This is a genomic window from Microvirga massiliensis, from assembly GCF_001006805.1.
GTDB lineage: Bacteria > Pseudomonadota > Alphaproteobacteria > Rhizobiales > Beijerinckiaceae > Microvirga > Microvirga massiliensis.
Genome location: NZ_LN811354.1, coordinates 43,973 through 66,783, shown reverse-complemented (window position 1 = coordinate 66,783; position 22,811 = coordinate 43,973). Strand labels below are relative to the sequence as shown.

The following is a 22,811-nucleotide window of genomic DNA, read 5'->3' as shown; positions in this document are numbered from 1 at the left end:
CTCCCGCTTGCAATGACGGGAATGGCAACGGACGGGTATGTCTTGCGCAGCGATTTGCGGTCCAGCCTCCACTCAGAAGAAAGAAAGCAGGCTGGTGTCGGCGAACAGTCCGGGAATCAGGCGTTTCGTGGCCTGACCGGCAACAGCCTCTCTGACGTCTGGCGCTGGTACAACGCAGCCAGCAGCAGCACCAGCGGTTTGCGCTGGTGAGCATGGCGTCCTTCGAGCTCGCGGAGCATGTTCTCCCGACCGACCTCCGACTTCACGGTCTCGTGAATCCTGACACGCTCCTGCTCGAAATTTGCATCGATTTCGGCCAGTTGGGCGAGAGTATCCTGTAGTGCGATCTCGAGCGCGTCAGGAGAGGTCGAGAGCCCTGGCTGGACGGTCGAGGGCTCGCCGGGCCGATGCAGGTTCATCATTTCTCGTCTCGCTAACGGGGCGCCCCGGAAGAGACACGATAGCTGACCGGGTCAGATCCAGCATTAACTTGCGTAGTGAAATTGCCTTTAGTTTGCCCAGTCGCTTACCGAGGACGTGAATCATGCTGAGGGGCATCCTCGACGTAATGGCGCCGTTCGGCGTGGCATTCGCCTGGCCGAGCCCTAACTCGCTTTCAGCATTCCTGTCGGCCGCCTGGAGCAAAGGAGTCCCCTCATGCCGCTCAGCGCCATTCTGATCGGCCTTGTCATCCTCTTCATCATCGCGACAGTCCCCGTGTGGCCCTATAGCCGAGCCTGGGGCTTCCTGCCGAGCGGAGTTCTTGGATTGCTCCTCGTTGTCCTTCTCGGCCTGCTTCTTTTGGGGTGAGCAGGCTTCTGCACGTGGTGCAAACGGCCCGGTTCCGGAAACCCGCGCGGCCAGGCGCGATGTGGAGCATCCCGAAGCGGGCCCTCAGGAGCGTGACTGCTCCACATCCCGTTGGAGGGAGATCACCTCGGTTCGCCTTTCCGGTTCAGGTTGCAGAACTTCAAACGAGACCTGGACGGACGTGCGGAGGGTCTTCCTCCTTCGGCCGGCGGCGGGCGGAGAGCCGGTCAGGACGAGCCTGAGTATGGACGAATGGAACTGGAGAGCGCCGGGTGGCGTGCCGGGGAGGACGAGGTTCGTGGAGACCTCGTTGTGGCGTCGCTCCCCGGACGCCAGCAAGGTCTCGCGCGAGCCGTCGAGCAGATAGGCCACGAGTCCCGTTTTTGCCGGCGCCCGAAGCTCGACTTTGGTAACCCGGATTGGACGTCGGTTGTGATTGTCGACCCGCAGGATCAGATCGCCCCAGGTCGCTTCTGTGCCAAGCCTCTTCGGGGCCGGGTAGAGCGCGAAATTCGGAGGAAGGTCGCCAAGGAGCGCATCGGCCTTCCGCTTGGCGTGCACGGCACCCCGGCTCGTTGACCAGAGAGCCACCCCGCTCAAGAGAAGCGCCAAGCCGGCCGCGGCGCCACTGAACAGCGGCTCGGAGATGATGGTGAGGAGCATGAATCACCATGATGCAGGCTCATGAACCAGCCAAGCTTCCGTGCGGGGCATGGTTAGCGGATTCTGACCGGAAATCGACGAGATGCCCCGTTGCGCTTCCTCGGTCGGGAGCAAGGCCATGCAACAGCAGCGGGCTTCCCCATCGACGCGAGCCTGGCAGGGTGTGACGGATTGCTCCGGGTGGACATCCTGTTCCAGGCTCTTGACGAAATGGCGATCGGCACTCACTTGAAGTCCAGCCGAATCCTTTTTTAACCCACGGCAGCCACAAAGCCGGAATGGCGCCGCAGAAAACGGCACATCCCGCCGCTGTGGCCTTTGGCGCTTGAGGCGCCCGATCGACGAACTGAGCTTCTACTATGTTCCCACAGGTAATATCCGAGCCATCTGCGGATCATCGTACCACGCTGCTTGCGATCCGTCCGCGGCAGTGCCGCTTCATCGTCTCTGAAGACGTGCGCGATGCGATCTGCTGCGGCGCCCCGACTCCCGAGAGCTCGAGCTGGTGCAACTGGCATCGAGAGATCGTCTACATGCCGCGCCATTCTGAGAAGGACCGGCGCCGGGCCGCCTGAGGACGGCGGCGAGCGCTCGTCCGGACGACGTACAGAAACCTTCGCCCCTCAGCGGGGTTGCTGCTTACGGTCGCCGAAGCCAAAGGAGCGCCAGCCGTGACCGATCACGTCTACAAGGTCGTGGAGCTCGTAGGCTCGTCCGAGACAAGCGTCGATGATGCGATCAAAAGTGCCGTGCAGCGCGCCGGCGAGACCCTGCGGAATCTACGCTGGTTCGAAGTCGTGCAGACGCGCGGCCACATCGACGAGGGTGAAGTCAGGTCCCTTCAGGTCACCTTGAAGGTCGGGTTCACCGTGGACAGCTCCAGCGCACTGGACGTTTGAGCGGACGAGACGCCGGCCTCGGATTGTACCTGCCGGATTCCGTAGCGGAATGCATCCTCGCAGGGACCCTCATGGACCCTCACGAGGAACTCGCAAGACCCTGTGCGGGTGCGAGCTTGTGCCTTTCCGGTCCTCCTCGCCGGTTCTGATGAATCGTCGACGCGCTGTCCGGCGAGGCTGCAAGCGCGTGCCTGCTCGTGGCGCCCCGCTCACCGCGCGGTCTGCCGTGAATATCGCCACGTGGCTCGTTGTCATGACGGCTTGTCGAACACCATCACCTTGGAGACGAAGGCATTCACGTCCCTGACGTGGGTGAGGCCGCAGGATTGTGCGATCGCGCCAAAATCCTCCTCGATGTATCCTGCGTAGTACGGCTCGTGGAAGTTCTGCGGGAAGAGTTCGAGCAGCCCGTCATAGTCCGGCTCGTCACCCAACTGCAGAGAATCCACGATAATCAAGCGGCCGCCCGGCTTCAGGACGCGGGCGAATTCGGCAAACACGACTCTGCGTACCTTTGGCGGAAGCTCGTGGAACATGAAGATGCTCGTCACCGCGTCCTGACTCTCGTCGGGAAGGGGTATCATCTCCCCGTTCGCCACGACGAGCCTGATCCATCCCCATTGGCTGAGATGACGCCGCGCCTCGCGGATATAGGCCTCTGACATGTCGAGGCCGAGCGTCAGCAATCGCGGCCAGGCTTGCTTTACGAGGTCGAGGAAACGCCCGGTCCCGCAACCGACGTCGAGAAGGCGGAGTTGCCGCTGATCACGCTTTGCGAACACCTCGTGAAGCTGGGGCAGAGCTTGGCGGCGGATGGCGTTCGCCGTTCCATTGAAGAGCACCTCGACCTGCGTATCGTAGCGTTCGGCCGAGTCCTCGGTCATCCAGCCACCTGACTGGAAATGAAAATTCTGGAGATAATAGCGGGGCCGCTTGCCTTCGGTCTCAGGTGTAAGCACCTCCTGATGCAATCCCTCCTCACGGCGGCGATGGACTTCGGGCAGATCTCCGAAAAACAGGAGAGAGCGCCGCAGTAGCGTGAGCAGTGGCCCATCGTGATCCCGCGGCAGCGGATAAATCCCCGCCTCGACGTTTGCGAAATCCCATCGCAGAAGATCAGCCATATCGGCCGCGAGACGCTCCTGGCCAGGCACGGGCTTGCCGGAGCGAGCACACGGCCGGACACTCCCCTCCTCTTGGCGTACACTCTCGGCCATCCGCCGCATGGCCAAGCCATGGCCGACATACCATGCGATCCGCGGCAGTTGGCGGGCCCTGTAGGCAGTGCGCAATGCGAAGCCAGAGAGGGGCTGCACCATGCGTGGCGAAGGCGCGTGTTGTGCGGAGGGATTGTCCGATCGACGTTCGACCGGCACCAAATTCCCCCGAGTATCGTAATCCCGGTGCTGCATGGTTCTCCCTCTGAAAACGCAAATTGCTCAGGGCCCTCACAAGAGGAGATCTCGCGGCGAAGAGCGACTTCCAGTACTTACGGTGGGGCTTACCCGGCATCCGGCAAGGGTACGAGGATCTGCAAATCTCGGTTCGAGATTCGAGGTCGTTGCATCATCGTGTTGGGTTGCGTGGCGACACCCTGGATGACCGACAACCCGGATTCCTTGACGAAGGCCCCGAGGCTCCCTGCGAGGAGCGAGCCCGTTCTGGTATGCCGCTTTATGCCGAGGCCGCCTCCGGGTTGATGATCTTCTTCGCAAGCACCGTCAGGCTCTCGTCAGCCCGCTTCTCCTCTTCGAGGTTCTCGAGCAGGACACGGAGATCATCCTGCAAGCCGAGTTGCTTGGCCCAGGCGGCGAGCGTCCCGTAGACGGCAATCTCGTAGTGCTCCACGCGCTGGGCCGATGCGATCAGCCCGGCATCGCGCAGATCTCGATCCTCGACCATGTGGGCCCATCGCTTGGTCTCGGAGATGATCGCTTCCATCGAGCTGTCCTGATGCTCCCGAGGATTCACGTGATGCCGGCGCAGTAGCTCGTCGAGCCGCTCACGCTGGCCACGCGTCTCCTCCCAGTGATCCATGATCCCCTGCTTCAGCTCCGGGTGCTGGGCCATATTCGACATGCGCGGCAAAGCATGGATCAGCTGTTCCTCGACGGAGCGGAGTTCCTGAAGTTCGGCGACGTACATCTGGCGAAAATCGTCGACGTTCATTGTGAGCCTCCAATCTCGATGATCACGGTCCGCCCACGCCAAGCCCTATTCCGCTCCTCGCCGGGAAAGCTCCTGCTCGCCCTTTGAAGGATCGGCTACCTCAGATGAATCCGCGGACGGTATTGGTTTGCGGTGATGTGGGCGATGCTGCTGGCGCTGCGGGCGAGCGCCTCGCCCAGGATCGCGGCGCTGCACTTTGGGACGTCCCCCGGCAGCCCGAACACCGTGTCGACTCCACTCGAGCAGAACATCCACCAACACCGCCGACGCCGATGCCACCATGATGGTCTCTCCTCAGGAGCATTGCGAACGCGCTCTCGCGGTACGGGCCCGGATACAGGATCAACCGGCCGTTTAGGGGATCGTTCCGGGCACCCGCCTTTTCACCAGCCGGGCCAATCGCAGCCGCCACACACCAATCTTCCAGAGTTTGCCGGCCTTGCGTCGATCCGACCGGGCGCAAAAGCTTGAAGGTGAGGAAAGGCGTTACTCGTCCGGCTTCTGGGGCCTTTGCGATAGAAAATGCTCGAGCACCCGGACGAAGGTGACGATGACGATGCCGAATCCCGTAGCGATGGCCACCAAGACGAACTGCCCGGCGCCGGCTCCAATGCCGACTGCCGTCGCCAACCAGACATTGGCGGCCGTCGTCAAATTCCGGACCGTTCCACCCGCGACGAAGATGGCGCCGGCGGCGATAAAGCCGATCGCCTGCGCGAGGCCCTGAATCACGCGCAGCGGATCGGACTCTCCTCCCTGGGCGCGCACACCCTGGTAGAGGTCGAGGGCTGAGATCGTGATGACGGCCGAGCTGACGCTGACGAGTGCGTGAGTACGCAGTCCGGCGGCAATTCCCCGAATCTCCCGATCGAGGCCCAGAAGCAAACCGCAGATCACAGCGACCCCGAGCCGGATCAGGATTTCTTCCGTGCTGAGATTCATGCCTCGAAGCAGTTGATCCACGATCATGCTCCCTGGTTTCCGAGCCTCGGTTGAACAAGATGGCACGCCGAACCGCGCCCGTGCAGGGGAATGGGCGGACCGGCCTCAGAACTCGTCAGCTTGGCTTCACCGGGCCGGAACGCCCCGGCTCAGCGGGCGTTTCGCACGGGGACCGTCCGCAGAACGGCCTCTTCTGGGAAGGAAGGAGCCAGACATGAACCAGAGCGATTGGTGGAAAGGCGACCGGGAGCGCGGCCGCTACCAGAGCGAAGACCGTACTCGCCGGGAGCGAGACCCAGCCTACGGCCGCGGCACGGATTATGAAGGCGATGGCACCATTGCCCGGCGCGGATTCGGAAACCCGAGCGCCGGTTTTGACCGGGGCCGCGACATGAGCCGGGGTTATCAGGGCAGCACGAACCATCGCGGCCGCGGGCCCAGAGGGTATACGCGCTCCGACGACCGGATTCGTGAGGACGTGTGCGAGCGCCTGACGAGCGATCCCTGGGTGGATGCGTCAGAGATCGAAGTCAGCGTATCCGACCGCGAAGTGACCCTCTCCGGAATGGTCGACAGCCGTGATGCGAAGCGTCGGGCTGAAGATTGCGCCGAGAGCGTTTCGGGCGTGACGCATGTGCAGAACAACCTGCGCGTCCAGAACGTAATGGCGCAGGGCATGACGAGCGGGACGGCATCCGACTGGAGCAGCCATCAGAGCAGCACGCGGGTCGAGGTCAACCGCACGGAGCCCAGCCGTCGCTCCGCAGGAAGCAGTAATCCGTAAACGTCGTTCGGTGTTCTTGTGGCGGGTGTGGTGTTGTGGTTTGCTTGTAGCAGCGGCACTGTCACCCGCCGTTCTGCGGGCGTCGACCTTGCCCGCGGAGGGAGAGGTCGCCCCAATTTGGCAGAACGAACCCAAATGTGCCTTCACCTCGCCCCTTGTGGGAGAAGTCGCGCCAAGGGGGCTGGTGAGGAGGGAACGTCCGCGCCTTCATCGCTATCCCCAATGCACCCGCAGGCCATACGCGAAGCCCAGTTAGGCACCTGCGACAAGATGGAAACATCTCAATGGCACCCGTGACTTAGCGTCACCTGCCCAAACAATCCACATGTTCATGAAAATTTCAGATCTCCCTGGGCGCAGGCGGTAGACAAATCACCTGCGCACGATTCTATTGGAGATGATTCGGAGAGATGCGGCACGTCCTCCGGTCAGGACGCAAATCGGTTCCGAAAGGATCTTCGCATGGGCGCGGAGTCCGTACTCGTATCTGCGCGCGCAGATACGATCCTGGGCATTACGCGTAGTCTCGCAAGCCCGACCTATCAGAAGCTCGAGCAATACGAGCCGTGGCTTCGGCGTGTGGTTCCGATTCTTCTGGCCGTCTTTCTTCTGACGCTCGGCACGAGCGCCTGGATTCAAATCCGCGATGGACGCGCGGCTGCAATCGCGGATGCCGTCTCCGAGGTCGATCTCGTCGCTTCGCTTGCCGCCGCAACGCTGGCGGTTTCAACCGACCGTACCGACGCGGGTGCGCGGCTCGCGAGTGTCACGCGCCAGATGCCGAACAGCACTCTTGCAAGAGGCCGCCGCGTCTATCTCGCTAGCGAGGCCGGCCTCGTGCAGGCCGTCCATCCTCCGATGTCCTCGCCTCATCCCCGTACTCTCGGCGAGCTATTCGGCGAGGCGCAGCCGGTCCTGCTGTTCGCCGAGCGCGCCGGTGTCATGATCATCCGGCTTGCATCCGGCGAAGAGGCGATCGCCACCATCCGGTCGATCCCCGGCGGCCAAGTGGCCCTGGCGCAGAAAATGCCGGAGGTGCTGTCGGCTTGGCGGACCAACATGTTCGGCCACCTGTCCCTCCTCGGCGCGACCGTGGTCGTCATGATCGGCATGGGCGCAGCCTACGTCATGCAGGCGGATCGCGCACGGCTCGCCGACGAGGTCTGCGAGAAGGTTCGCCACCGGATCGATGCGGCCCTGCATCGGGGACGCTGCGGTCTTTGGGACTGGGATATCGCACGCGGGCGCATCTACTGGTCCGACTCGATGTACGAACTTCTCGGCTATACGCGACAGGACGAGTTCCTCTCCTTTGGAGAAGTGAACGCGATGGTCCACCCCGATGACCAGGACCTCTATACGCTCGCCAATCACCTCGCCGCGCAGAGCACCTCATTCGTCGATCATGCTTTTCGGCTGCGCAGCGCATCAGGTGACTGGGTGTGGCTCCGGCAGCGTGCCGAACTGATGGACGATCCCGACGATTCCACGCGCCATCTCGTCGGAATCTGCGTGGATGTCACCGAGCAGCGCGGGCTTGAAGAGAAGACTGCACGCGCCGATGCGCGCCTTCGCGACGCAATCGAGGCGATCTCCGAGGCCTTTGTCCTCTGGGATGCGAACAATCGGCTGGTGCTCTGCAATTCGAAGTTTCAGAAGCTCCATGACCTTCCGCCCGAAGCCGTCGTTCAAGGCACGAGCTACGCGACGGTCATGGGCCAGGGTCGCCCACCCGAAGTACAGCATCAAATCGTTCGCGAGGAGCGCCAGGATGCCGGTGCCCGGACCTTCGAAGCGCGTCTCGATGACGGCCGTTGGCTTCAGATCAACGAGCGGCGCACCAAGGACGGCGGCTATGTCTCCGTCGGCACGGATATCACCGCGCTGAAGCGGCACGAGCAGCGGCTCGTTGAATCGGAGAAGCAGCTCATCGCTTCGGTCGCGGATCTCAAGCAGTCGCGTCAGAAGCTGCAGGCCCAGGCGCAGCAACTCGCGGATCTCGCGGAACGCTATCTCGATCAGAAAGCGCAGGCCGAGAGCGCAAATCGGGCGAAATCCGAGTTCCTGGCCAATATGAGTCACGAGCTGCGCACACCGCTCAATGCCATCATCGGCTTCGCCGAAGTGATGGAGAGCGGAATCTTCGGAGAGCTCGGATCGGCGAAATACGCCGAGTACTGCCAGGACATCCGGACCAGCGGCCACTACCTGCTTTCGGTCATCAACGACATTCTCGACATGTCGCGCATCGAGGCCGGCCGGATCAGCCTCGTGAAGACGCAGGTCAGCATCAACGACAGCATCCAGCGGGCGCTGCGCCTCGTCGGCGAGCAGGTCAGGACGAAGGGCCTGACGCTCACGGTCGACGTCTGCCCGGAGGACATCACCGTCCCGGCGGACGACCGCTCGCTCCAGCAGATCCTCGTCAATTTGCTCCAGAACGCGACCAAGTTCACCAATGACGGGGGCTGCATCACGGTTCGCAGCCGTCTGGCCATGGATGCGGTGAACATTTATGTCGAGGACAACGGAATCGGGATCCCGGCCTATGCCCTCCAGAAGCTCGGCCAGCCTTTCGAGCAGGTCGAAACGGAGTTCTCGAAAAGCTACAAGGGATCAGGACTAGGCCTCGCGATCGCGCGTTCTCTCGCGGAACTCCATGGCGGCACGCTGCGGATCAAGAGTCAGGAGGACGTCGGCACGATCGTGCTCGTGCACCTGCCGTTGACCCAGAGCACGAACGCGGAGATCGCTCTCGCCGACACAGCGGCGTGAGCGCAAGGGCATCCGAGGCTGCGCGTGTAAACCCAACGCTACAGCCTCACCGGGATCATGCAGGCAGGAGCCGCTCGAAGATCTTACGGACGTCGCGTCTCGTCTCCTCGAGCTGGCTCCGAAGCTGCTCCGTTCCCGGCAGTCCGACCACCGAAGCCAGCCGCTTGAAGATCGTCGGCGACACGGTATCGGGATCGAATGGGCCTTCCACCGTCAGGCGCTGCCACTGAAACACGTCGTCGAGCAGCCGATGAGCCGAGCGAAGGCGGGAAGCGTCATCGCTCCCGATGAGCCCCTCCTGCCCTGCCCTGGCGAAGACGGTCTCCGTATCCAGCCCGATCAGCGCCGGAATCCTGCTCGCATGCGAGAGCACGATGAATTGTGCAACGAAGTCGAGATCAGTCAGCCCGCCGGGGGCGAGCTTCAGGTCCCAGCCGTTCCCCTCTCCCTTTTCGGCTGAGATCAGGTCGCGCATGGCACGGGCCTGCCTGCGTACCTCCTCGATCCTCCTCTCGCGCCCGACCACCTCACGTACCGCGTTCTCGACCGGCCGCGCGAATCCTTCATCCGCGAAAAGCACGCGCGCCCGCGTGAGAGCCATGTGCTCCCAAAGCTCGGCCTCCTCCCGCTGATAGGCCACGAAACCGGAGAACTGCACCGCGACAGGACCCTTTCCGCCTTGCGGACGAAGACGCAGATCGACATCGTAGAGACGCCCGCGGCGGGTCGGCACGGTCAGCGCACCGACGAGCCGCTGAGTCAGCCGCGTATAGTAGACGACGACATCGAGTGAGCGCGGTCCCGTGCTGTTCCGAACCTCAGGGTCGAAATCGTAGAGCACGACGAGGTCGAGATCAGATCCCGCCGTGAGTTCGCGGCTGCCGAGACGTCCGAGGCCGAGAACGGCAAGGCGGCTGCCCGGTACAATTCCGTGGTCGACCTCGAAGGCCGTTCGAACGTGCCGGAGAGTCTCGTCGATCGTCCCCTCCGCGATCGCTGCATAGGCCTCGCCAGCCTGAGCAGGCGTAATAATGTCGGACAGGAGGCGGCCGCCGGTGATGAAGCGGATATAGCGGTTCGCATCGCGGACCCGGTCGAGAAAATCCTCAAAACCGCTCGGCGTGCCGATGAGCTCGTGCACCTGCCTCGCTATGACCTCACTCCCGGTGGCGGGCTGAACGAAGGCCGGATCGATGAGCCCGTCGAGCACATGCGGCGCCTGCGCGACGGTATCCGCGAGCCGTGGCGCAGTTCCCAACAGGTCTGCAAAGAGAAGCCGCAGGCGGTCATGGGATTGCAGGATCGTCAGCAGCTCGACCGCTGCGGGCATGCGTCCGAAAGCCTGGTCGAGGGCTGCAAGCGCTCCGTCCGGATCCGCGGTTCCTCCCAGGGCGACGAGCAGAGGCGGTACGAGTTCGGTCAGGACTTCCCGGGCGCGCGCGCTCGTAATGGCGGCGCGCCGTCCGAAATGCCAGCCACGCACTGTCTCGGCGACCACTTCCGGATGCTTGAAACCGAGGCGGGCGAGAGTCGAAAGCGTTTCGGGGTCGTCTGCGACGCCGGTGAAGACGAGGCTGCCGGCATCTGCGGCGAGTTCTGGCCCCTCTTCGAACAGCATTGCATAATGGCGCTGCACATTCCGGGCCTCCGTGGTCAGCGCCTCCTCGAAGGCTTTCAGATTCGGGAAGCCGCAGAACCGTGCGAAGTCCTTCAGCGCCGCAGGATCAGATGGCAGTCGCTGCGTCTGCTCGTCTGCGACCATCTGCAACCTGTGCTCGATCGTTCTCAGGAAGCGGTAGGCTCGCGTGAGATCATCCCGGGCCTCCTGGGTGATCCAGCCTTCGCCATGGAGAGCGGGAAGCATGTCGAGCGTGCGGCGCCCGCGGAGTGCCGGACGCCGTCCCCCGAAGACGAGCTGCTGGGTCTGGACGAAGAACTCGATTTCCCGGATGCCGCCTCGCCCGAGCTTGATGTCATGCCCCGCGACCGCGATTTCGTCATGTCCACGCACGGCGTGGATCTGGCGCTTCATGGCGTGCACGTCTGCGATCGAGGCAAAGTCGAAATATTTTCGCCAGATGAAGGGACGCAGGTCGGCGAGGAAGCGCTCACCGAGAGCGAGTTCTCCTGCGACCGGCCTTGCCTTGATGAGGGCGGCCCGCTCCCAGTTCTGCCCGAGCGTCTCATAATAGATATAAGCCGAAGCCAGAGACACTGCCGTCGGCGTCGAGCCCGGATCGGGCCGGAGGCGATAGTCGACGCGGTGCACATAGCCGTCGGACGTGCGTTCCTGGAGGAGACGCGCGATCTGCTGGGCGAGACGGCTGTATACCGTGGTCGCCTCTGTCGGGTCGCGGAGGATGCGCGTCTCCGGATCGAAGAACACGACAAGATCGATGTCGCTCGAGTAGTTGAGTTCCCCGGCCCCGTGCTTGCCGAGGGCAATCACGACGAAACCGCATCCGACCTCGGGATCCGACGCGTCCGGCAGGGTCAACCGGCCGAGGCTGGCGGCTTCCGTCAGGACCGCTCGGACGGCTCCGCGAACGGAGGCATCTGCGAAGCCCGACAGTGCCTGCGTGACCTCCTCGAGGCTCCACACCCCGCCGATATCGCACAGCGCCACCAGAAGGGCATGCGCGGCGCGATTGACCCGCATCCGCCGCGTGATCTCGGCGCGGTCCATTGAGCCGTCGCAGAGGCCCTCGAACAGTCGCGCTTGCGCGGACACGATCTCCGCATGGCTGCCCTGAGGATCCTGCGTGAGCAGCCTCTCGAAGCGCGCCGCATCGAAAAGTGCGAGCTGCCAAAGGAAAGGGGAATGCGCGGCAAGCGCCATGCAGAGGTCGCGAACGGGGCCATCGGCGAGCAGCCGGACGAGTTCCTCAGCGCCTTCCTCCTTTGCTCGACCGATCAGGTCGTCGAGATGGCCTTTCACCCGTTTCGGATCCGTCGGCCGTGGAGCCTCTCCCAGACGCGATGCCAATGCGTATTCGCCAGAGGGCACGAATGCAGCTCCTCGATTGATGTTTTGCTGCTCTCTCGGTACCGCATCCGGCCGCTTCGAGGGAAGCTCGATCCGCTGTGGCTCTGCTGTGGGCCCCTCGCCGACTTGGGCCCCGAAAGCTCCCGCGTCGCATGGGCCTGACCGGCTGCGCCCCCCGCCTATCGTGCCGGTGGGCTTGTTCCTGCTGCCCGGTTGTCTCCTCCCGGTTTATCGAAAGGTGCTTGCTCGTGATCAGTCGGGAGAGAGAGGATCGCACGAAGTCCCGGCCCGTTCTCTTCGAGACGGAACGAACCGCCATGGAGACGGGCGACCGCTGCCACGAGGCTCAACCCAAGGCCGAAACCCGGCCGGGTGCGTGCGCTTTCGAGACGCACGAACCGCTCCAGGACGCGATCACGCTCGGCCTGGGGGATTCCCGGTCCGCTATCGCTGATCGTGACCTCGACCATGGCCCCATTCCTCATGGCCGAGACCCGCACGGGCAATCCGGCCTCGTTGCGACCGTATTTGAGCGCATTGTCGAGAAGATTGGCCACGGCCTGTCCGAGCAACTCACGGTTGCCCCGGATCGGCAGGTGGTCCGGCGCAGAGACCACGAGCGGGATCCCTGCTTCCTCGGCTGCCGCATCATAGAGCTCGGCAACCGCACGGACAGCCTCCGCTGTATCGAAGTGGGCCTGGATCTCCCCGGCACTTCCGGCTTCTAGCCTGGCGATCATCAGGAGAGCGTTGAAGATCCGGATGAGGTTATCGCTCTCCTCGATATTCGCCTCGAGCGCGGCGCGCAGCGCGTCAGGACTCTCTGCCGACCTGAGCGCCTCGTCGGCCCGGTTGCGGAGCCGCGTCAGCGGGGTCTTGAGGTCGTGTGCGATGTTGTCGGAGACCTCGCGCAGGCCGTTGAGGAGTTCACCGATCCGGTCGAGCATCGCGTTGAGATTCTGGGCCAGCCGGTCGAGTTCGTCATCCGCCCCGGATATGCGTAGGCGACCGCTCAAGTCGCCATTCATGATGGTGCGGGTCGTCTCCGTCATGTCGTCGACGCGCTTCAGCACGCGGCGCGTGATGAACCAGCCGCCCGCACAACCCAGAATGCCGATGAACAGGATCGCGTAGCCGAAGGCGGTCTGAATGACCTCGTGCAGGCGGCGACGTTCATCGACGTCGCGGCCGACGAGGAGGCGAAAACCCCCAGGAAGAATGAAGACCTGGACGATTGCCCGATGCTGGGTGAGCTCGTCGTCTTCGGATCGGCCGTATTCCGCTTCGCTGCGGCCGGGCCGAGCGAGAAGTCCGAGGGGAATTGCGCCGACGTTGCCGGCGATCCGCTCACCCGTCGGCGTCGTGATCAAGTAAAGAGAGGCTCCGGGATCCTTTGATCTTCGCTCGACGACGGCGACGAGCCGCCGGAGTCCGCCGACCCGGTACTGCTCCGAGAGGCCGTTGATCTCCGCCTCGATCGTGGACAGGATCTGCTCGTCGAGGACCCGGCGCGCATTCCAGGCGACATAGCCGAGCGTCACGAATGCGAAGATCAGGAACGTGACGAGATAGGCCAGCGACAGCTTGAATGCGGTCGTCCGAACCAGCTTCCCGATGGACGAGAGCGCGTGCGCAAAGACGTTCTCGGAGCGCGCCGCGGCTCTCGCGCTCATCTCTCCGATCCCTCACCGAGTCGGATCATGTAGCCCGCCCCGCGAATGGTATGGATCAAGGGGCGATCGAAGCCCTTGTCGATCTTCGAACGCAGCCGCGACACATGTACGTCGATCACGTTCGTCTGCGGGTCGAAGTGGTAATCCCACACATGCTCGAGGAGCATCGTGCGCGTGACGACCTGCCCGGCGTAACGCATCAGGTATTCGAGCAGTCGAAACTCGCGTGGCTGGAGGACGATCTCCTGCCCCGATCGGGTGACGCGATGCGACAGGCGGTCGAGCTCGAGATCCGCGACGCGATACACCGTCGGCTCGGTCTGCGGCGTGCTGGCACCGCGGCGCGCCAGGACTTCGACGCGCGCCAGGAGTTCCGAGAAGGCATACGGTTTCGGCAGGTAGTCATCCCCGCCCGCCCGCAGGCCCTTCACTCTGTCGTCTACCTGGCCGAGCGCCGATAGGATGAGAACCGGGGTGTCGATATTCTGCTCGCGCAGCGCGCGGATTAGCGACAGGCCATCCAGTTTCGGGATCATGCGATCGACGATGAGGACGTCGAAACCTCCGGCCTCCGCCATCGCGTAGCCATCCAGGCCGTCGGCGGCATGGTCGGCGAGGTGGCCCGCCTCCCGAAAAGCCTTGACGAGATAGGCCGCTGCCTCGCGGTCGTCCTCTACGATCAGGATACGCATGATCAGTCCTTACCGTAAAATTGCTCCGCGGGAGAGCAGACTCCAACGCTCGGAAAGAAAAGCCCACGCACCGGCAAGGCCGATGCGTGGGCAATCGCCGATGGCAGGCTGGCTGGGGGGTGATAGCCTGCCAAGGGCCTGCGCAGGTCCCTACAAGGGGCACGCTGGGGCCGGCGCAAACTGGCGTCAAATCTCCTTCGGTCGGGATGCGGTTCGCTCACGTCCGTTGCGGTCGACCGTCAACATTACGGGGCATACGGGCAGGAAAGTTGCGATCCGTGGCGGCTGGCCCGCCGACGACCACAACCACACCAAGCTGGCGCGTGGCAGCACCTTTGCCCGTGTTCTCGAAATCATGACGTCTCCCTATGAACCGTCGGGTCCACTGGTCGGGAGAAGATACCTGTCCGGCCCTTACGGCCTGCTCACGGCAGCATGAATTCTTCGTAAGGTGGAGGCTGCTCACCGCTGGCGATGCACGGAAACGGAACCGTGTCAGCCTTCCGGCTTCATGAGCGAATCGATGCGCGCCTGCTCTTCCGGAGAGAGTTCCGTGCTCCGCAAAAGGGTCTTGCGACGCGCCATCCGGAAGAGGCCGAAGCCGCCGAGCGCAAACACCATCAGCGGCGTCAGCCAGAGGAGCAGCGTGTGCAAGCCCAGAACCGGCTTCAGAAGCACGAACTCGCCATAGCGATCGACGAGAAACTCCTGAACCTCGGCGTCCGTATCACCCGCTTTCAGGCGCTCGCGAACGAGGATGCGAAGATCCCGGGCCAAGGGTGCATCCGATTCGTCGATCGATTGATTCTGACACACGAGGCAGCGCAATTCCGCCGACAGGGAGCGCGCCCGTGCCTCGAGAGCGGGATCTTTCAGAACCTCGTCCGGCTGTACGGCGAATGCACCGCCCGGCAGGAGCAGGCAGCAGATCGCGACTGCCGCGAGGTGCCGTCGCGAGGAGGATTTTGTGTCCCGGGCCATTCCCTACTCCGCGGGCGCCGGAACTGCCCCAAGCGAACGGGCCTTGACAGGCGCTCCGACACGAAGGCGGCGATCCGTGAGGGACAGTGCCGCACCTGCCGCCATGAACAGAGCCCCGATCCAGATCATGAGAATTAGCGGCTTGTAGTAGAGCCTGATCCCGAACGACCCATCGGCATGCGCATCCCCGATGCTGACATAGACTTGGCTGAGGCCGACGGTCATGATCCCGGCCTCGGTCGTCGGCATGTTGCGCGTCAGATAGAGCCTCTTCATTGTCTCGAATTGTCCGATTTCGCGACCCGAACGCGAGACCGTGAAGACTGCAGCGTCTTCCCGATAATTCGAGCCGGTCCGCGGAATGACGCGCTCCAGACGCGCTTCGTAAGGGCCTGCGGAGATGCTGTCGCCGGTTTTGAGCGTGGCGATGCTTTCCACGCTCCACGCTGCAGCGGAAATCCCGATCACCGTTACGCCCGTTCCGACATGCGCCAGCACCGTGCCCCATGTGGAGCGTGGAAGACCGAGCGCCTTACGTGCGGCGACCGCAGCCGGCGTGCCGCGCGACCAGGAGCGCCCGACGATCTCGCTGACAGCGCCCGCGATCAGATAAGCTCCGAGCCCGATGCCGAGCGGCGCCACCACGGGTCCGCCGATCGTAAGCCCCAGAAGAATGACGGTGGTCAGAATCGCGATTCCGAATGCCACATAAAGGCGCTGCAGCGTCCCCAGCAGGTTGCCGCGCTTCCAGGCCAGAAGCTGCCCGATCGGCAGGAGCAGAAGCAACGGCACGATCAGCGGGATGAAGGTCGCATTGAAGAAAGGCGCTCCTACGGAAATCTTCGCTCCGGTCAGCGCCTCGAGCGCGAGCGGGTAGAGCGTGCCGACGAAGACCGTGGCGCAAGCCGTGGCGAGAAAGAGATTATTCACCACGAGCGCCCCTTCCCGGGAGATCGGAGCGAACAGCCCGCCCTGCTGAAGAAGCGGCGCGCGCCACGCGAAGAGCGCCAGTGATCCGCCGATGAACAGGACCAGGATGAGGAGAATGGCGACGCCACGGGAGGGATCAACCGCGAAGGAATGAACCGATGTGAGCACGCCGGACCGCACGAGGAACGTACCGAGCAGCGAGAGCGAGAACGTCACGATCGCCAGAAGGATGGTCCAGACCTTCAGCGCATCGCGTTTCTCCATGACGACGGTCGAGTGGACCAGGGCCGTGCCGGCGAGCCACGGCATCAGCGACGCATTCTCGACCGGATCCCAGAACCACCATCCGCCCCAGCCGAGCTCGTAATAGGCCCAGTAGGACCCCATCGCGATCCCGAGGGTGAGAAAGAGCCAGGCGGAAAGCGTCCAGGGCCGCACCGCCCGGGCCCAGACGGCGTCAATGCGCCCTTCGATCAGCGCCGCACAGGCGAACGCAAAGGAGATCGAGAACCCGACATAGCCGAGATAGAGCAGCGGCGGATGGATCGCGAGCCCGGGATCTTGGAGAACGGGATTGAGATCCTGCCCCTCAAGCGGAGCCGGAACGACGCGCAGGAAAGGGTTCGACGTCATGAGGATGAAGGCCAGGAAGGCGAACGTGATTGCCCCCTGGACGGCGAGCGTGTTGGCGCGGAGCCGCGGCGGCAGGCTCCGGTGTGCCGCGGCCACGAAGGCCCCGAAGAGGCTCAATATGAGAATCCAGAGGAGCATCGAGCCCTCGTGATTCCCCCAGACACCGGTCAGCTTGTAGATGAAGGGCTTTGCGGTGTGGGAATTCTCGACGACGTTGAGGACCGAGAAATCCGACGTCGCATAGGCGAAGGTCAGGATTGCGAAGGCCGTTCCGATGCAGGCGAGACTCGCGAAAGCAGCCGGCCCTGCAACGCTCATGAGCACGGGGTCGGAGGTCCGCGTTCCCCAGAGCGGCACGATCAGCTGGATCAGGGAAAGCCCCAAGGCCAGCGCGAGCGCGAAATGTCCTGCCTCGACCAACACGGGCGACCCTCCCTACCGTAGGGCCTGTTCTGGTGGTTTCTCCTCGCCCTGCCAATGTCCCTGACGCCGCAGGGCATCGGCGACCTCGCGCGGCATGTAGGTCTCGTCATGCTTGGCAAGGACCGTGTCGGCGACGAACAAGCCGGATGCATCCAGCTTTCCATCTGTCACGACACCCTGCCCCTCGCGGAACAAGTCGGGCAATTGTCCGTGATAGCGAACCGTGATTGTCGCCTGTGTATCGGTGACGTCGAACGTCACGACTTGGTCCGCTCCGCGGTGGATGGACCCTTCCCGGACGAGCCCACCGAGCCGAAAGCGCGTCCCCGGCTGCACGTTGTTGGCCTGCACGTCGGCGGGCGCATGGAAAAACACGATCGTGTCACGCATTGCGTAGAGCACGAGGCCCAGGGCGATCGAGAGAACCACGCCGGCGACTGCGATCAGCGTGAGGCGACGTTGCTTACGGGTCATGTCAGGGGCTCGAGGAGAGTTCCAGTTCCTGCGCGAGCCGGTCCAATTGCTGGCGCGCCTCGGGATTTTCCTGCGAAGCGGCGCGGGCCTTCTCGAGAGCCGACGTGGCCTTGCCGCGATCTCCGAGGACCACATAAGAACGGACGAGACGCTGCCACTCCTCGGGTGATCCGCCTTGCTCGCCGAGGCGCCGAGCCAGTCCGTCGACCATGCCGGCGATGGCCTCGCTGTTCGGGGAAACCGCCTGATCCTGTCCTTCGAGGCGCGCAAGTTGCTGCTGAACCAACGGGGCCCACGGCGCGTCGTCCGGAGCCGAGGAAAGCATCTCGCGATAAAGCGTTTTGGCGCGGTCCGAATCGCCGTCCTGCTCGGCGGCCTGTGCGAGATAGAAGCGAGGGCGCGGCGCCAGCGGATCCAGGGCGACGGCGCGTTCGAAGGCTTGGCGCGCTTCCGCGGACACGATGCCCCCTTGGGTCGCAACCAGAGCCTCACCGTAATTCGCCAGGCGGTCGGGGTCCTCGCCGAGGAACCGGAGAGCCGAGGAGAAGGCTTTCGCCGCATCCTCGGCGCGCCCGAGCCGCAGATAGACGGGGCCGACCAAATCCCAACCGCGCCCGTCCTGCGGATTAGCAGCAAGGTGGGTCTCGATCTTGTTCAGCGCCGTCGCGAGATCGAACTGGGCCGGATCGTCTCTTTTCACGGCAGCCGTCGTCACAGCCAGCTGTGGAGAACCATAGGCTCCGTAGATGGCAAGCGCGGTGATGGGCAGGACCGAGAGGGCGAGAGCCGAAACCGCGCGCCGGCGGCGCAATGCCGGCTCACCGACGGCAACCAGATCCGCCTCGGCAGCCGAGGTCGCACGCAGCAGCCGCCGGCCAGCCTCGGCACGGGCCGCTTCGGCCTCCGCCAGCGAGAGCAGCCCGCGCTTGCTGTCACGGTCGATCTCCGCGAGCTGGTCGCGATAGAAGGTCAGATCGGCGTCATCGGCAGCACGAAGCTGCTCGCGGCGACGCGATAGCGGCCACAAAACCGCCATCACCACGAGCGCCGTCATTGCGCCGAAGAGCATCCAGATTGCCATGATTTCTACATATCGTCAGGCGGAGCCGAGCACGATGGTGGCACGGTGTCACGTAAATGGGCCCGGACCACCGAACCCGAGTGTGGATGCCGCCGAAAATGATGGCGGCAAAGTGTCCCTTGAACAGGCCAGGGCGGAAAAGTCAGACATCTCTTGTTGAAATCTTGTCAAATCGCGTCCCCCGGCAGTTCGAGGACGGCTCTGAGTCCACCGATCGGAGCAGCCTCGAGCGCGAGCGAGCCCCGGTACAGCGCCGCGAGATCGCTGACGATCGAGAGGCCGAGGCCGGAGCCGGGCTTGGTCTCGTCGAGACGTCGGCCACGCTTCAGCACGTCCGCCCGTGCTGCTTCCGGCAGTCCGGGTCCGTCATCATCGATCAGGAAACGCAGCCGTGACCAGTCCCGGGAGCGTACGACCTCGACATGGACCGCGACGCGACCGTTTGCCCATTTGGCGGCGTTGTCGACGAGGTTGCCGACCATCTCTTCGAGATCCTGCCGCTCGCCACGGAATCTCGCGCCTCTCGTGACATCGACGTCGAAGGCCAGCGCCTTGTCGCGATAGATCTTCGCAAAGGTGCGTGCGAGGGCCGCAACGACGGGCTCCACCTCCGTGATCGTGCCGAGCGTTCCGGCCAAAGCCGCGGCGCGCGCGCGATCGAGGTAATAGCTGATCTGGTCGCGCATGATGGCGGCCTGCTCCCGCACACGCGCAGCAACATCGTCAGGGCTATTCTCCGCCTCGTTGACGATGACGCTCAACGGCGTCTTGAGGGCATGTGCCAGATTTCCGACCTGGGTACGCGCCCTCTCGAGGATTTCGCGATTGGTGTCGAGCAGCAGGTTCAGTTCGCCCGAGAGCGGTGCGATGTCCTTCGGATAATCGCCGGTGATCCGATCGGCCTCCCCTCGCCTCACCGCGCCGACAGCTGCGCGCAAGTTTGCGAGCGGTCCGAGCCCGAAGCGGATCTGAAGGAGAGTCGAGACGACCAGCGCGGCTCCCAGAAGAGAGAACGTGACGATCAGCGCCAGCCGGAATCGAGCCACGTCGGAATCGATCTCGTCGGCAGGCCCGGCAACCCGGATGACGAAGCGACCATCCTCGCCGAGGTCGATGTCACGCTCGATGATCCGCAGGTTTCTGTCGTCCGGAGCCTTGCCATAGGCTCGGCGAATTTCGCCGAAGCTCCTCGCGTCGGGACGCTCGATCCTGGGGAGTTGGCCACCGAAGAGGGACTTGGAGGAGCGCAGATCGCGCGGCGCGGCATCCGGTCGCCCGACCTGCCAATACCAACCGGACAGCGGCAACTCGAAGCGAGGATCCCCGACCGGACCGAGATCCCGCTCGGGATCACCGAGCGCCACCAGATCTGCTGCGAGGCTGTTGGCATAGACGAGAAGACGCTGGTCGAATGCCCGCTCCGTATTCTCGCGGTAGAGGGTGAGAAGAATCAGCGCCGCGCCGAGCAGGACCACGACGCTCCAGAACACGGCCGAAATTGCGAGGCGGACGGCGATGGAGCGGCCGGCGAGGTCGCGCAGGAGCGACGGAACGAGGGTCACGCCTCCGCTCGCGTCGGATCCACGAGATAGCCGAGCCCGCGGACCGTCTGAATGATATCCACTCCGAGCTTCTTGCGAAGGCGGCCGATGAACACCTCGATCGTGTTCGAGTCGCGGTCGAAATCCTGATCGTAGAGGTGTTCGGTGAGTTCGCCACGCGAGACGATCCGCCCCGCATGGTGCATCAGGTAGGACAGGAGGCGATACTCGTGCGACGTCAGCCGAACCGGATTTCCCTCGACCATGACGCGACCGGACCGAGTATCGAGACGCACTGGCCCGCATGACAGCTCGCTCGTGGCATGGCCGGTCGAGCGACGGAGCACGGCCCGCACGCGAGCGAGAAGCTCCTCGATATGGAAAGGCTTGGTGACGTAGTCGTCGGCTCCCGCATCGAAGCCTTGCACCTTGTCACTCCAGCGGTCGCGCGCCGTCAGAATGATAACGGGCATCTTGCGCCCCTCCCGGCGCCAGCTCGTCAGGACCGAGACGCCGTCGACTTTCGGCAGGCCCAGATCCAGAATCACGGCGTCATAGGGCTCCGTTTCCCCAAGGAACTGGCCCTCTTCGCCGTCATACGCCCGATCGACCGCGTAGCCCGCGTGTTCGAGGGCCGTCACGATCTGCTGGTTGAGATTGGGATCATCCTCGACGACGAGAAGGCGCAAGATCACACTCGCTAGTTGGGCAAGACGGGCTCACTCGACCGATTTCACGCGGCCCGAGGCCCCGTCAATCGTCACCTGAACGGCTCGCCCGTCTTTGCGGAGGGCGACGATCACATATACGAGCGTATCGTTGCTGCGGCAAAGGTTCGCCCGCACGACATCCGCGCCAGGGACCTGGCGGCGGGCAGTCATGACGGCCGTGGCCGGGGCCACGAGCGTGCGAGCAGCCACCACGTCGTGGAGTTCGCGGGGCTGCACGCAATCCTGCCAGGGGCCGGCTGGTTGTGCATGTGCGCCCCCGGCAAGCCCGAGGCTCATGGCGATGACCAGGAATTTGTGCATGGCAGCACGCTGGCTCAGGCGCAGTGAATGGAGCGTGAATGGGACCCGCACCGGGCCGCCCCCTCGGGAAACACCCGGGCCTGCCCAACGTTGTCGGTCCAGGTGAATGAAAGGGATGCGAGAATGAGCAACACCCCTCACGACCTCCATGAAGAGTTCCCGGATCAGGGTGACCGGATCCATCGGCTCAAGACCACCGACGCGCATTTCGCGCGCCTCATCGACGATTATAACGAACTCAACCGAACCATCCACCGCGTCGAGAGCAGGGTCGAGCCGACGACCGAGGATGTCGAGGAGGATCTCAAGTGTCGCCGGGTTCACCTCAAGGACGAGATTGCACGCAAGCTCGCAGAAGCCGACTGACACCCTCGCCCGGAAATAGACCTCACGGCCTTCCGCCTTCGGAGGCGGCTGCAATCGACGCTGCCAGACTCTGAAGGTCTCGCGCCGGGCCGGCTTCAATCATCCCACGTTCTGATCTAAACGCCGGCTCCGATCTGGGAGGTTCGATTGCCGTCGCTTGCAAAATTCCCGGCTGTCGCTCTTGCCGCGGCGGTCATGCTTTCTTCCGCCTCGAAGAGTTCTGCGGTCGTCGGCGGTGCCGAACGACCGGACGGGCTTCTCGACCGTACGGTCATGGTGCTTTCCTCCCGAGGTGGCGTCTGCAGCGGCATCGTTCTGGCACGAGACGTCGTTCTGACGGCCGCGCATTGCGTGACCGGAGCCAAGGAGTATCGCGTTCACTACCGCGGCCCTGACGGCAGTCCACCCGCTCTCGTCGGCACAGCCCGCACGGTGATCCATCCCGGTTTCCGGGCCGATGCCATTCGGGCGCGCCGTCGGTCGATCGATCTCGCCTTGCTACAACTTGAGCAGGAACTTCCCTCGCGCTTCGCCCCGGCGGTGCTGAGTACGGCCCAGCCGATGCGGGGCGAAGCCGTGACGGTGGCTGGATACGGAGTCGCGCGAGAGCGGGATATCCGCTCGACGGGCCTTCTCAGAGCGGTCGAGTTGCGAGTCGTCGAGCCCTTTGGCCCGAGCAGGATCGTGCTCTGGCTCGGCGGGCAAACGGGAGCGGGCGCCTGCGAGGGCGATTCTGGGGGGCCTCTCCTGCACCGGCAGAGCGTCGTCGCAGTCACGACCTGGAGCCGGGGTGAGAGCGAGAAGAATTGCGGCTCGCTGACCCAAGGCATCCTTTTGGGTGAGCAACGAACCTGGATCGACGAGGTTCTCGCCCGATGGGATCGCGCCGCGACATGGGATAATACGTGACGAGCTTCCGAAGTTGAACACCGGTCCGACGCCTTGAACCACGGCTCCT

22 protein-coding genes are annotated in these 22,811 nt (G+C 63.9%); 7 read left to right on the top strand and 15 right to left on the bottom strand.

Annotated elements, in window-relative coordinates:
* Nucleotides 1-116 precede the first annotated feature (116 nt).
* Nucleotides 117-422, bottom strand: a complete 306-nt coding sequence (locus BN1233_RS16315; RefSeq protein WP_046864681.1) for a hypothetical protein — start codon at nucleotides 420-422, stop codon at nucleotides 117-119.
* Nucleotides 423-657: 235 nt separating this feature from the next.
* Between BN1233_RS16315 and BN1233_RS44720 the strand changes: the two genes are divergently transcribed.
* Nucleotides 658-810 carry a DUF3309 family protein gene (locus tag BN1233_RS44720; RefSeq protein ID WP_046864680.1) on the top strand — a complete coding sequence of 51 codons (153 nt, stop codon included), beginning with the start codon at nucleotides 658-660 and terminating at the stop codon, nucleotides 808-810.
* 84 nt (nucleotides 811-894) lie between these two features.
* Here BN1233_RS44720 and BN1233_RS16305 read toward each other — a convergent pair whose 3' ends face one another.
* Complete coding sequence (locus BN1233_RS16305) at nucleotides 895-1,473, bottom strand: hypothetical protein (RefSeq protein WP_046864679.1); 579 nt, start codon at nucleotides 1,471-1,473, stop codon at nucleotides 895-897.
* Nucleotides 1,474-2,144: 671 nt separating this feature from the next.
* Here BN1233_RS16305 and BN1233_RS16295 point away from each other — a divergent pair.
* Nucleotides 2,145-2,372, top strand: a complete 228-nt coding sequence (locus BN1233_RS16295; RefSeq protein WP_046865004.1) for a dodecin — start codon at nucleotides 2,145-2,147, stop codon at nucleotides 2,370-2,372.
* 251 nt (nucleotides 2,373-2,623) lie between these two features.
* Here the strand turns inward: BN1233_RS16295 and BN1233_RS16290 are convergent, their stop codons facing one another.
* The 3 genes from BN1233_RS16290 to BN1233_RS16280 form a co-directional block, all read right to left on the bottom strand.
* Complete coding sequence (locus BN1233_RS16290) at nucleotides 2,624-3,496, bottom strand: class I SAM-dependent methyltransferase (RefSeq protein WP_187144304.1); 873 nt, start codon at nucleotides 3,494-3,496, stop codon at nucleotides 2,624-2,626.
* 550 nt (nucleotides 3,497-4,046) lie between these two features.
* On the bottom strand, nucleotides 4,047-4,541 hold the full coding sequence (locus BN1233_RS16285) for a YciE/YciF ferroxidase family protein (protein ID WP_046864676.1): 495 nt from the start codon (nucleotides 4,539-4,541) through the stop codon (nucleotides 4,047-4,049).
* Nucleotides 4,542-5,027: 486 nt separating this feature from the next.
* A complete protein-coding gene (locus BN1233_RS16280; RefSeq protein WP_244470716.1) occupies nucleotides 5,028-5,504 on the bottom strand; it encodes an MgtC/SapB family protein in 477 nt (158 codons plus the stop codon).
* A 193-nt stretch (nucleotides 5,505-5,697) separates the two neighbouring features.
* Here BN1233_RS16280 and BN1233_RS45970 point away from each other — a divergent pair, with 193 nt between their 5' ends.
* Together BN1233_RS45970 and BN1233_RS16270 are read left to right on the top strand one after the other, a co-directional pair.
* Nucleotides 5,698-6,267, top strand: coding sequence for a BON domain-containing protein (locus tag BN1233_RS45970; RefSeq protein ID WP_063776639.1), 570 nt, complete (start codon nucleotides 5,698-5,700; stop codon nucleotides 6,265-6,267).
* Nucleotides 6,268-6,729: 462 nt separating this feature from the next.
* Nucleotides 6,730-9,042, top strand: coding sequence for an ATP-binding protein (locus tag BN1233_RS16270; RefSeq protein WP_046864675.1), 2,313 nt, complete (start codon nucleotides 6,730-6,732; stop codon nucleotides 9,040-9,042).
* Between the two features lie 55 nt (nucleotides 9,043-9,097).
* Here the strand turns inward: BN1233_RS16270 and BN1233_RS16265 are convergent, their stop codons facing one another.
* The 3 genes from BN1233_RS16265 to BN1233_RS16255 all read right to left on the bottom strand — a co-directional run bounded on the left by BN1233_RS16265 (nucleotide 9,098) and on the right by BN1233_RS16255 (nucleotide 14,393).
* A complete protein-coding gene (locus BN1233_RS16265; RefSeq protein WP_187144303.1) occupies nucleotides 9,098-12,049 on the bottom strand; it encodes a bifunctional [glutamine synthetase] adenylyltransferase/[glutamine synthetase]-adenylyl-L-tyrosine phosphorylase in 2,952 nt (983 codons plus the stop codon).
* Between the two features lie 158 nt (nucleotides 12,050-12,207).
* Nucleotides 12,208-13,701: a sensor histidine kinase gene (locus tag BN1233_RS16260; RefSeq protein WP_046864673.1), complete on the bottom strand. Its 1,494-nt coding sequence runs from the start codon at nucleotides 13,699-13,701 to the stop codon at nucleotides 12,208-12,210.
* On the bottom strand, nucleotides 13,698-14,393 hold the full coding sequence (locus tag BN1233_RS16255) for a response regulator transcription factor (protein WP_046864672.1): 696 nt from the start codon (nucleotides 14,391-14,393) through the stop codon (nucleotides 13,698-13,700). Before BN1233_RS16255 ends, BN1233_RS16260 begins: the two co-directional genes overlap by 4 nt.
* Before the next feature lie 100 nt (nucleotides 14,394-14,493).
* On the opposite strand from BN1233_RS16255, the gene BN1233_RS46965 reads away from it, so the two are divergent.
* Nucleotides 14,494-14,832, top strand: coding sequence for a hypothetical protein (locus BN1233_RS46965; protein WP_147707327.1), 339 nt, complete (start codon nucleotides 14,494-14,496; stop codon nucleotides 14,830-14,832).
* Between the two features lie 56 nt (nucleotides 14,833-14,888).
* On the opposite strand, the gene BN1233_RS16250 is transcribed toward BN1233_RS46965, so the two are convergent.
* The 7 genes from BN1233_RS16250 to BN1233_RS16220 form a co-directional block, all read right to left on the bottom strand.
* Nucleotides 14,889-15,374, bottom strand: coding sequence for a cytochrome c-type biogenesis protein (locus tag BN1233_RS16250; protein ID WP_046864671.1), 486 nt, complete (start codon nucleotides 15,372-15,374; stop codon nucleotides 14,889-14,891).
* Nucleotides 15,375-15,377: 3 nt separating this feature from the next.
* The gene (locus BN1233_RS16245) at nucleotides 15,378-17,360 is read right to left on the bottom strand and encodes a heme lyase CcmF/NrfE family subunit (RefSeq protein WP_046864670.1); all 1,983 of its coding nucleotides are present in this window, start codon (nucleotides 17,358-17,360) and stop codon (nucleotides 15,378-15,380) included.
* 12 nt (nucleotides 17,361-17,372) lie between these two features.
* Complete coding sequence (gene ccmE / locus BN1233_RS16240) at nucleotides 17,373-17,834, bottom strand: cytochrome c maturation protein CcmE (RefSeq protein WP_046864669.1); 462 nt, start codon at nucleotides 17,832-17,834, stop codon at nucleotides 17,373-17,375.
* 1 nt (nucleotide 17,835) lies between these two features.
* Nucleotides 17,836-18,915 carry a c-type cytochrome biogenesis protein CcmI gene (gene ccmI / locus BN1233_RS16235; protein WP_244470717.1) on the bottom strand — a complete coding sequence of 360 codons (1,080 nt, stop codon included), beginning with the start codon at nucleotides 18,913-18,915 and terminating at the stop codon, nucleotides 17,836-17,838.
* Between the two features lie 167 nt (nucleotides 18,916-19,082).
* On the bottom strand, nucleotides 19,083-20,477 hold the full coding sequence (locus BN1233_RS16230) for a sensor histidine kinase (RefSeq protein ID WP_046864667.1): 1,395 nt from the start codon (nucleotides 20,475-20,477) through the stop codon (nucleotides 19,083-19,085).
* Complete coding sequence (locus BN1233_RS16225) at nucleotides 20,474-21,145, bottom strand: response regulator transcription factor (RefSeq protein ID WP_046865001.1); 672 nt, start codon at nucleotides 21,143-21,145, stop codon at nucleotides 20,474-20,476. Before BN1233_RS16225 ends, BN1233_RS16230 begins: the two co-directional genes overlap by 4 nt.
* Before the next feature lie 30 nt (nucleotides 21,146-21,175).
* Nucleotides 21,176-21,538 (bottom strand): PepSY domain-containing protein, encoded by a 363-nt coding sequence (locus tag BN1233_RS16220; RefSeq protein WP_048708152.1) that lies wholly within the window; start codon nucleotides 21,536-21,538, stop codon nucleotides 21,176-21,178.
* Nucleotides 21,539-21,610: 72 nt separating this feature from the next.
* Between BN1233_RS16220 and BN1233_RS16215 the strand changes: the two genes are divergently transcribed.
* Entirely contained in the window at nucleotides 21,611-21,853 is a 243-nt protein-coding gene (locus BN1233_RS16215) for an HP1242/YdcH family protein (RefSeq protein ID WP_046864666.1), read from the top strand.
* A gap of 147 nt (nucleotides 21,854-22,000) precedes the next feature.
* A complete protein-coding gene (locus tag BN1233_RS16210; RefSeq protein WP_244470718.1) occupies nucleotides 22,001-22,762 on the top strand; it encodes a S1 family peptidase in 762 nt (253 codons plus the stop codon).
* Nucleotides 22,763-22,811 lie beyond the last annotated feature (49 nt).

Excerpts from the sequence above, each read along its gene's own strand:
- BN1233_RS45970 (WP_063776639.1), top strand. The coding sequence starts at position 5,698 with ATGAACCAGAGCGATTGGTGGAAAGGCGACCGGGAGCGCGGCCGCTAC.
- BN1233_RS46965 (WP_147707327.1), top strand. The coding sequence starts at position 14,494 with ATGGCAGGCTGGCTGGGGGGTGATAGCCTGCCAAGGGCCTGCGCAGGT.
- ccmE (WP_046864669.1), bottom strand. The coding sequence starts at position 17,834 with ATGACCCGTAAGCAACGTCGCCTCACGCTGATCGCAGTCGCCGGCGTG.
- BN1233_RS16290 (WP_187144304.1), bottom strand. The coding sequence starts at position 3,496 with ATGGCTGATCTTCTGCGATGGGATTTCGCAAACGTCGAGGCGGGGATT.
- BN1233_RS16285 (WP_046864676.1), bottom strand. The coding sequence starts at position 4,541 with ATGAACGTCGACGATTTTCGCCAGATGTACGTCGCCGAACTTCAGGAA.
- BN1233_RS44720 (WP_046864680.1), top strand. The coding sequence starts at position 658 with ATGCCGCTCAGCGCCATTCTGATCGGCCTTGTCATCCTCTTCATCATC.
- BN1233_RS16255 (WP_046864672.1), bottom strand. The coding sequence starts at position 14,393 with ATGCGTATCCTGATCGTAGAGGACGACCGCGAGGCAGCGGCCTATCTC.
- BN1233_RS16250 (WP_046864671.1), bottom strand. The coding sequence starts at position 15,374 with ATGGCCCGGGACACAAAATCCTCCTCGCGACGGCACCTCGCGGCAGTC.
- BN1233_RS16315 (WP_046864681.1), bottom strand. The coding sequence starts at position 422 with ATGATGAACCTGCATCGGCCCGGCGAGCCCTCGACCGTCCAGCCAGGG.
- BN1233_RS16260 (WP_046864673.1), bottom strand. The coding sequence starts at position 13,701 with ATGAGCGCGAGAGCCGCGGCGCGCTCCGAGAACGTCTTTGCGCACGCG.
- BN1233_RS16305 (WP_046864679.1), bottom strand. The coding sequence starts at position 1,473 with ATGCTCCTCACCATCATCTCCGAGCCGCTGTTCAGTGGCGCCGCGGCC.
- ccmI (WP_244470717.1), bottom strand. The coding sequence starts at position 18,915 with ATGGCAATCTGGATGCTCTTCGGCGCAATGACGGCGCTCGTGGTGATG.
- BN1233_RS16270 (WP_046864675.1), top strand. The coding sequence starts at position 6,730 with ATGGGCGCGGAGTCCGTACTCGTATCTGCGCGCGCAGATACGATCCTG.
- BN1233_RS16215 (WP_046864666.1), top strand. The coding sequence starts at position 21,611 with ATGAGCAACACCCCTCACGACCTCCATGAAGAGTTCCCGGATCAGGGT.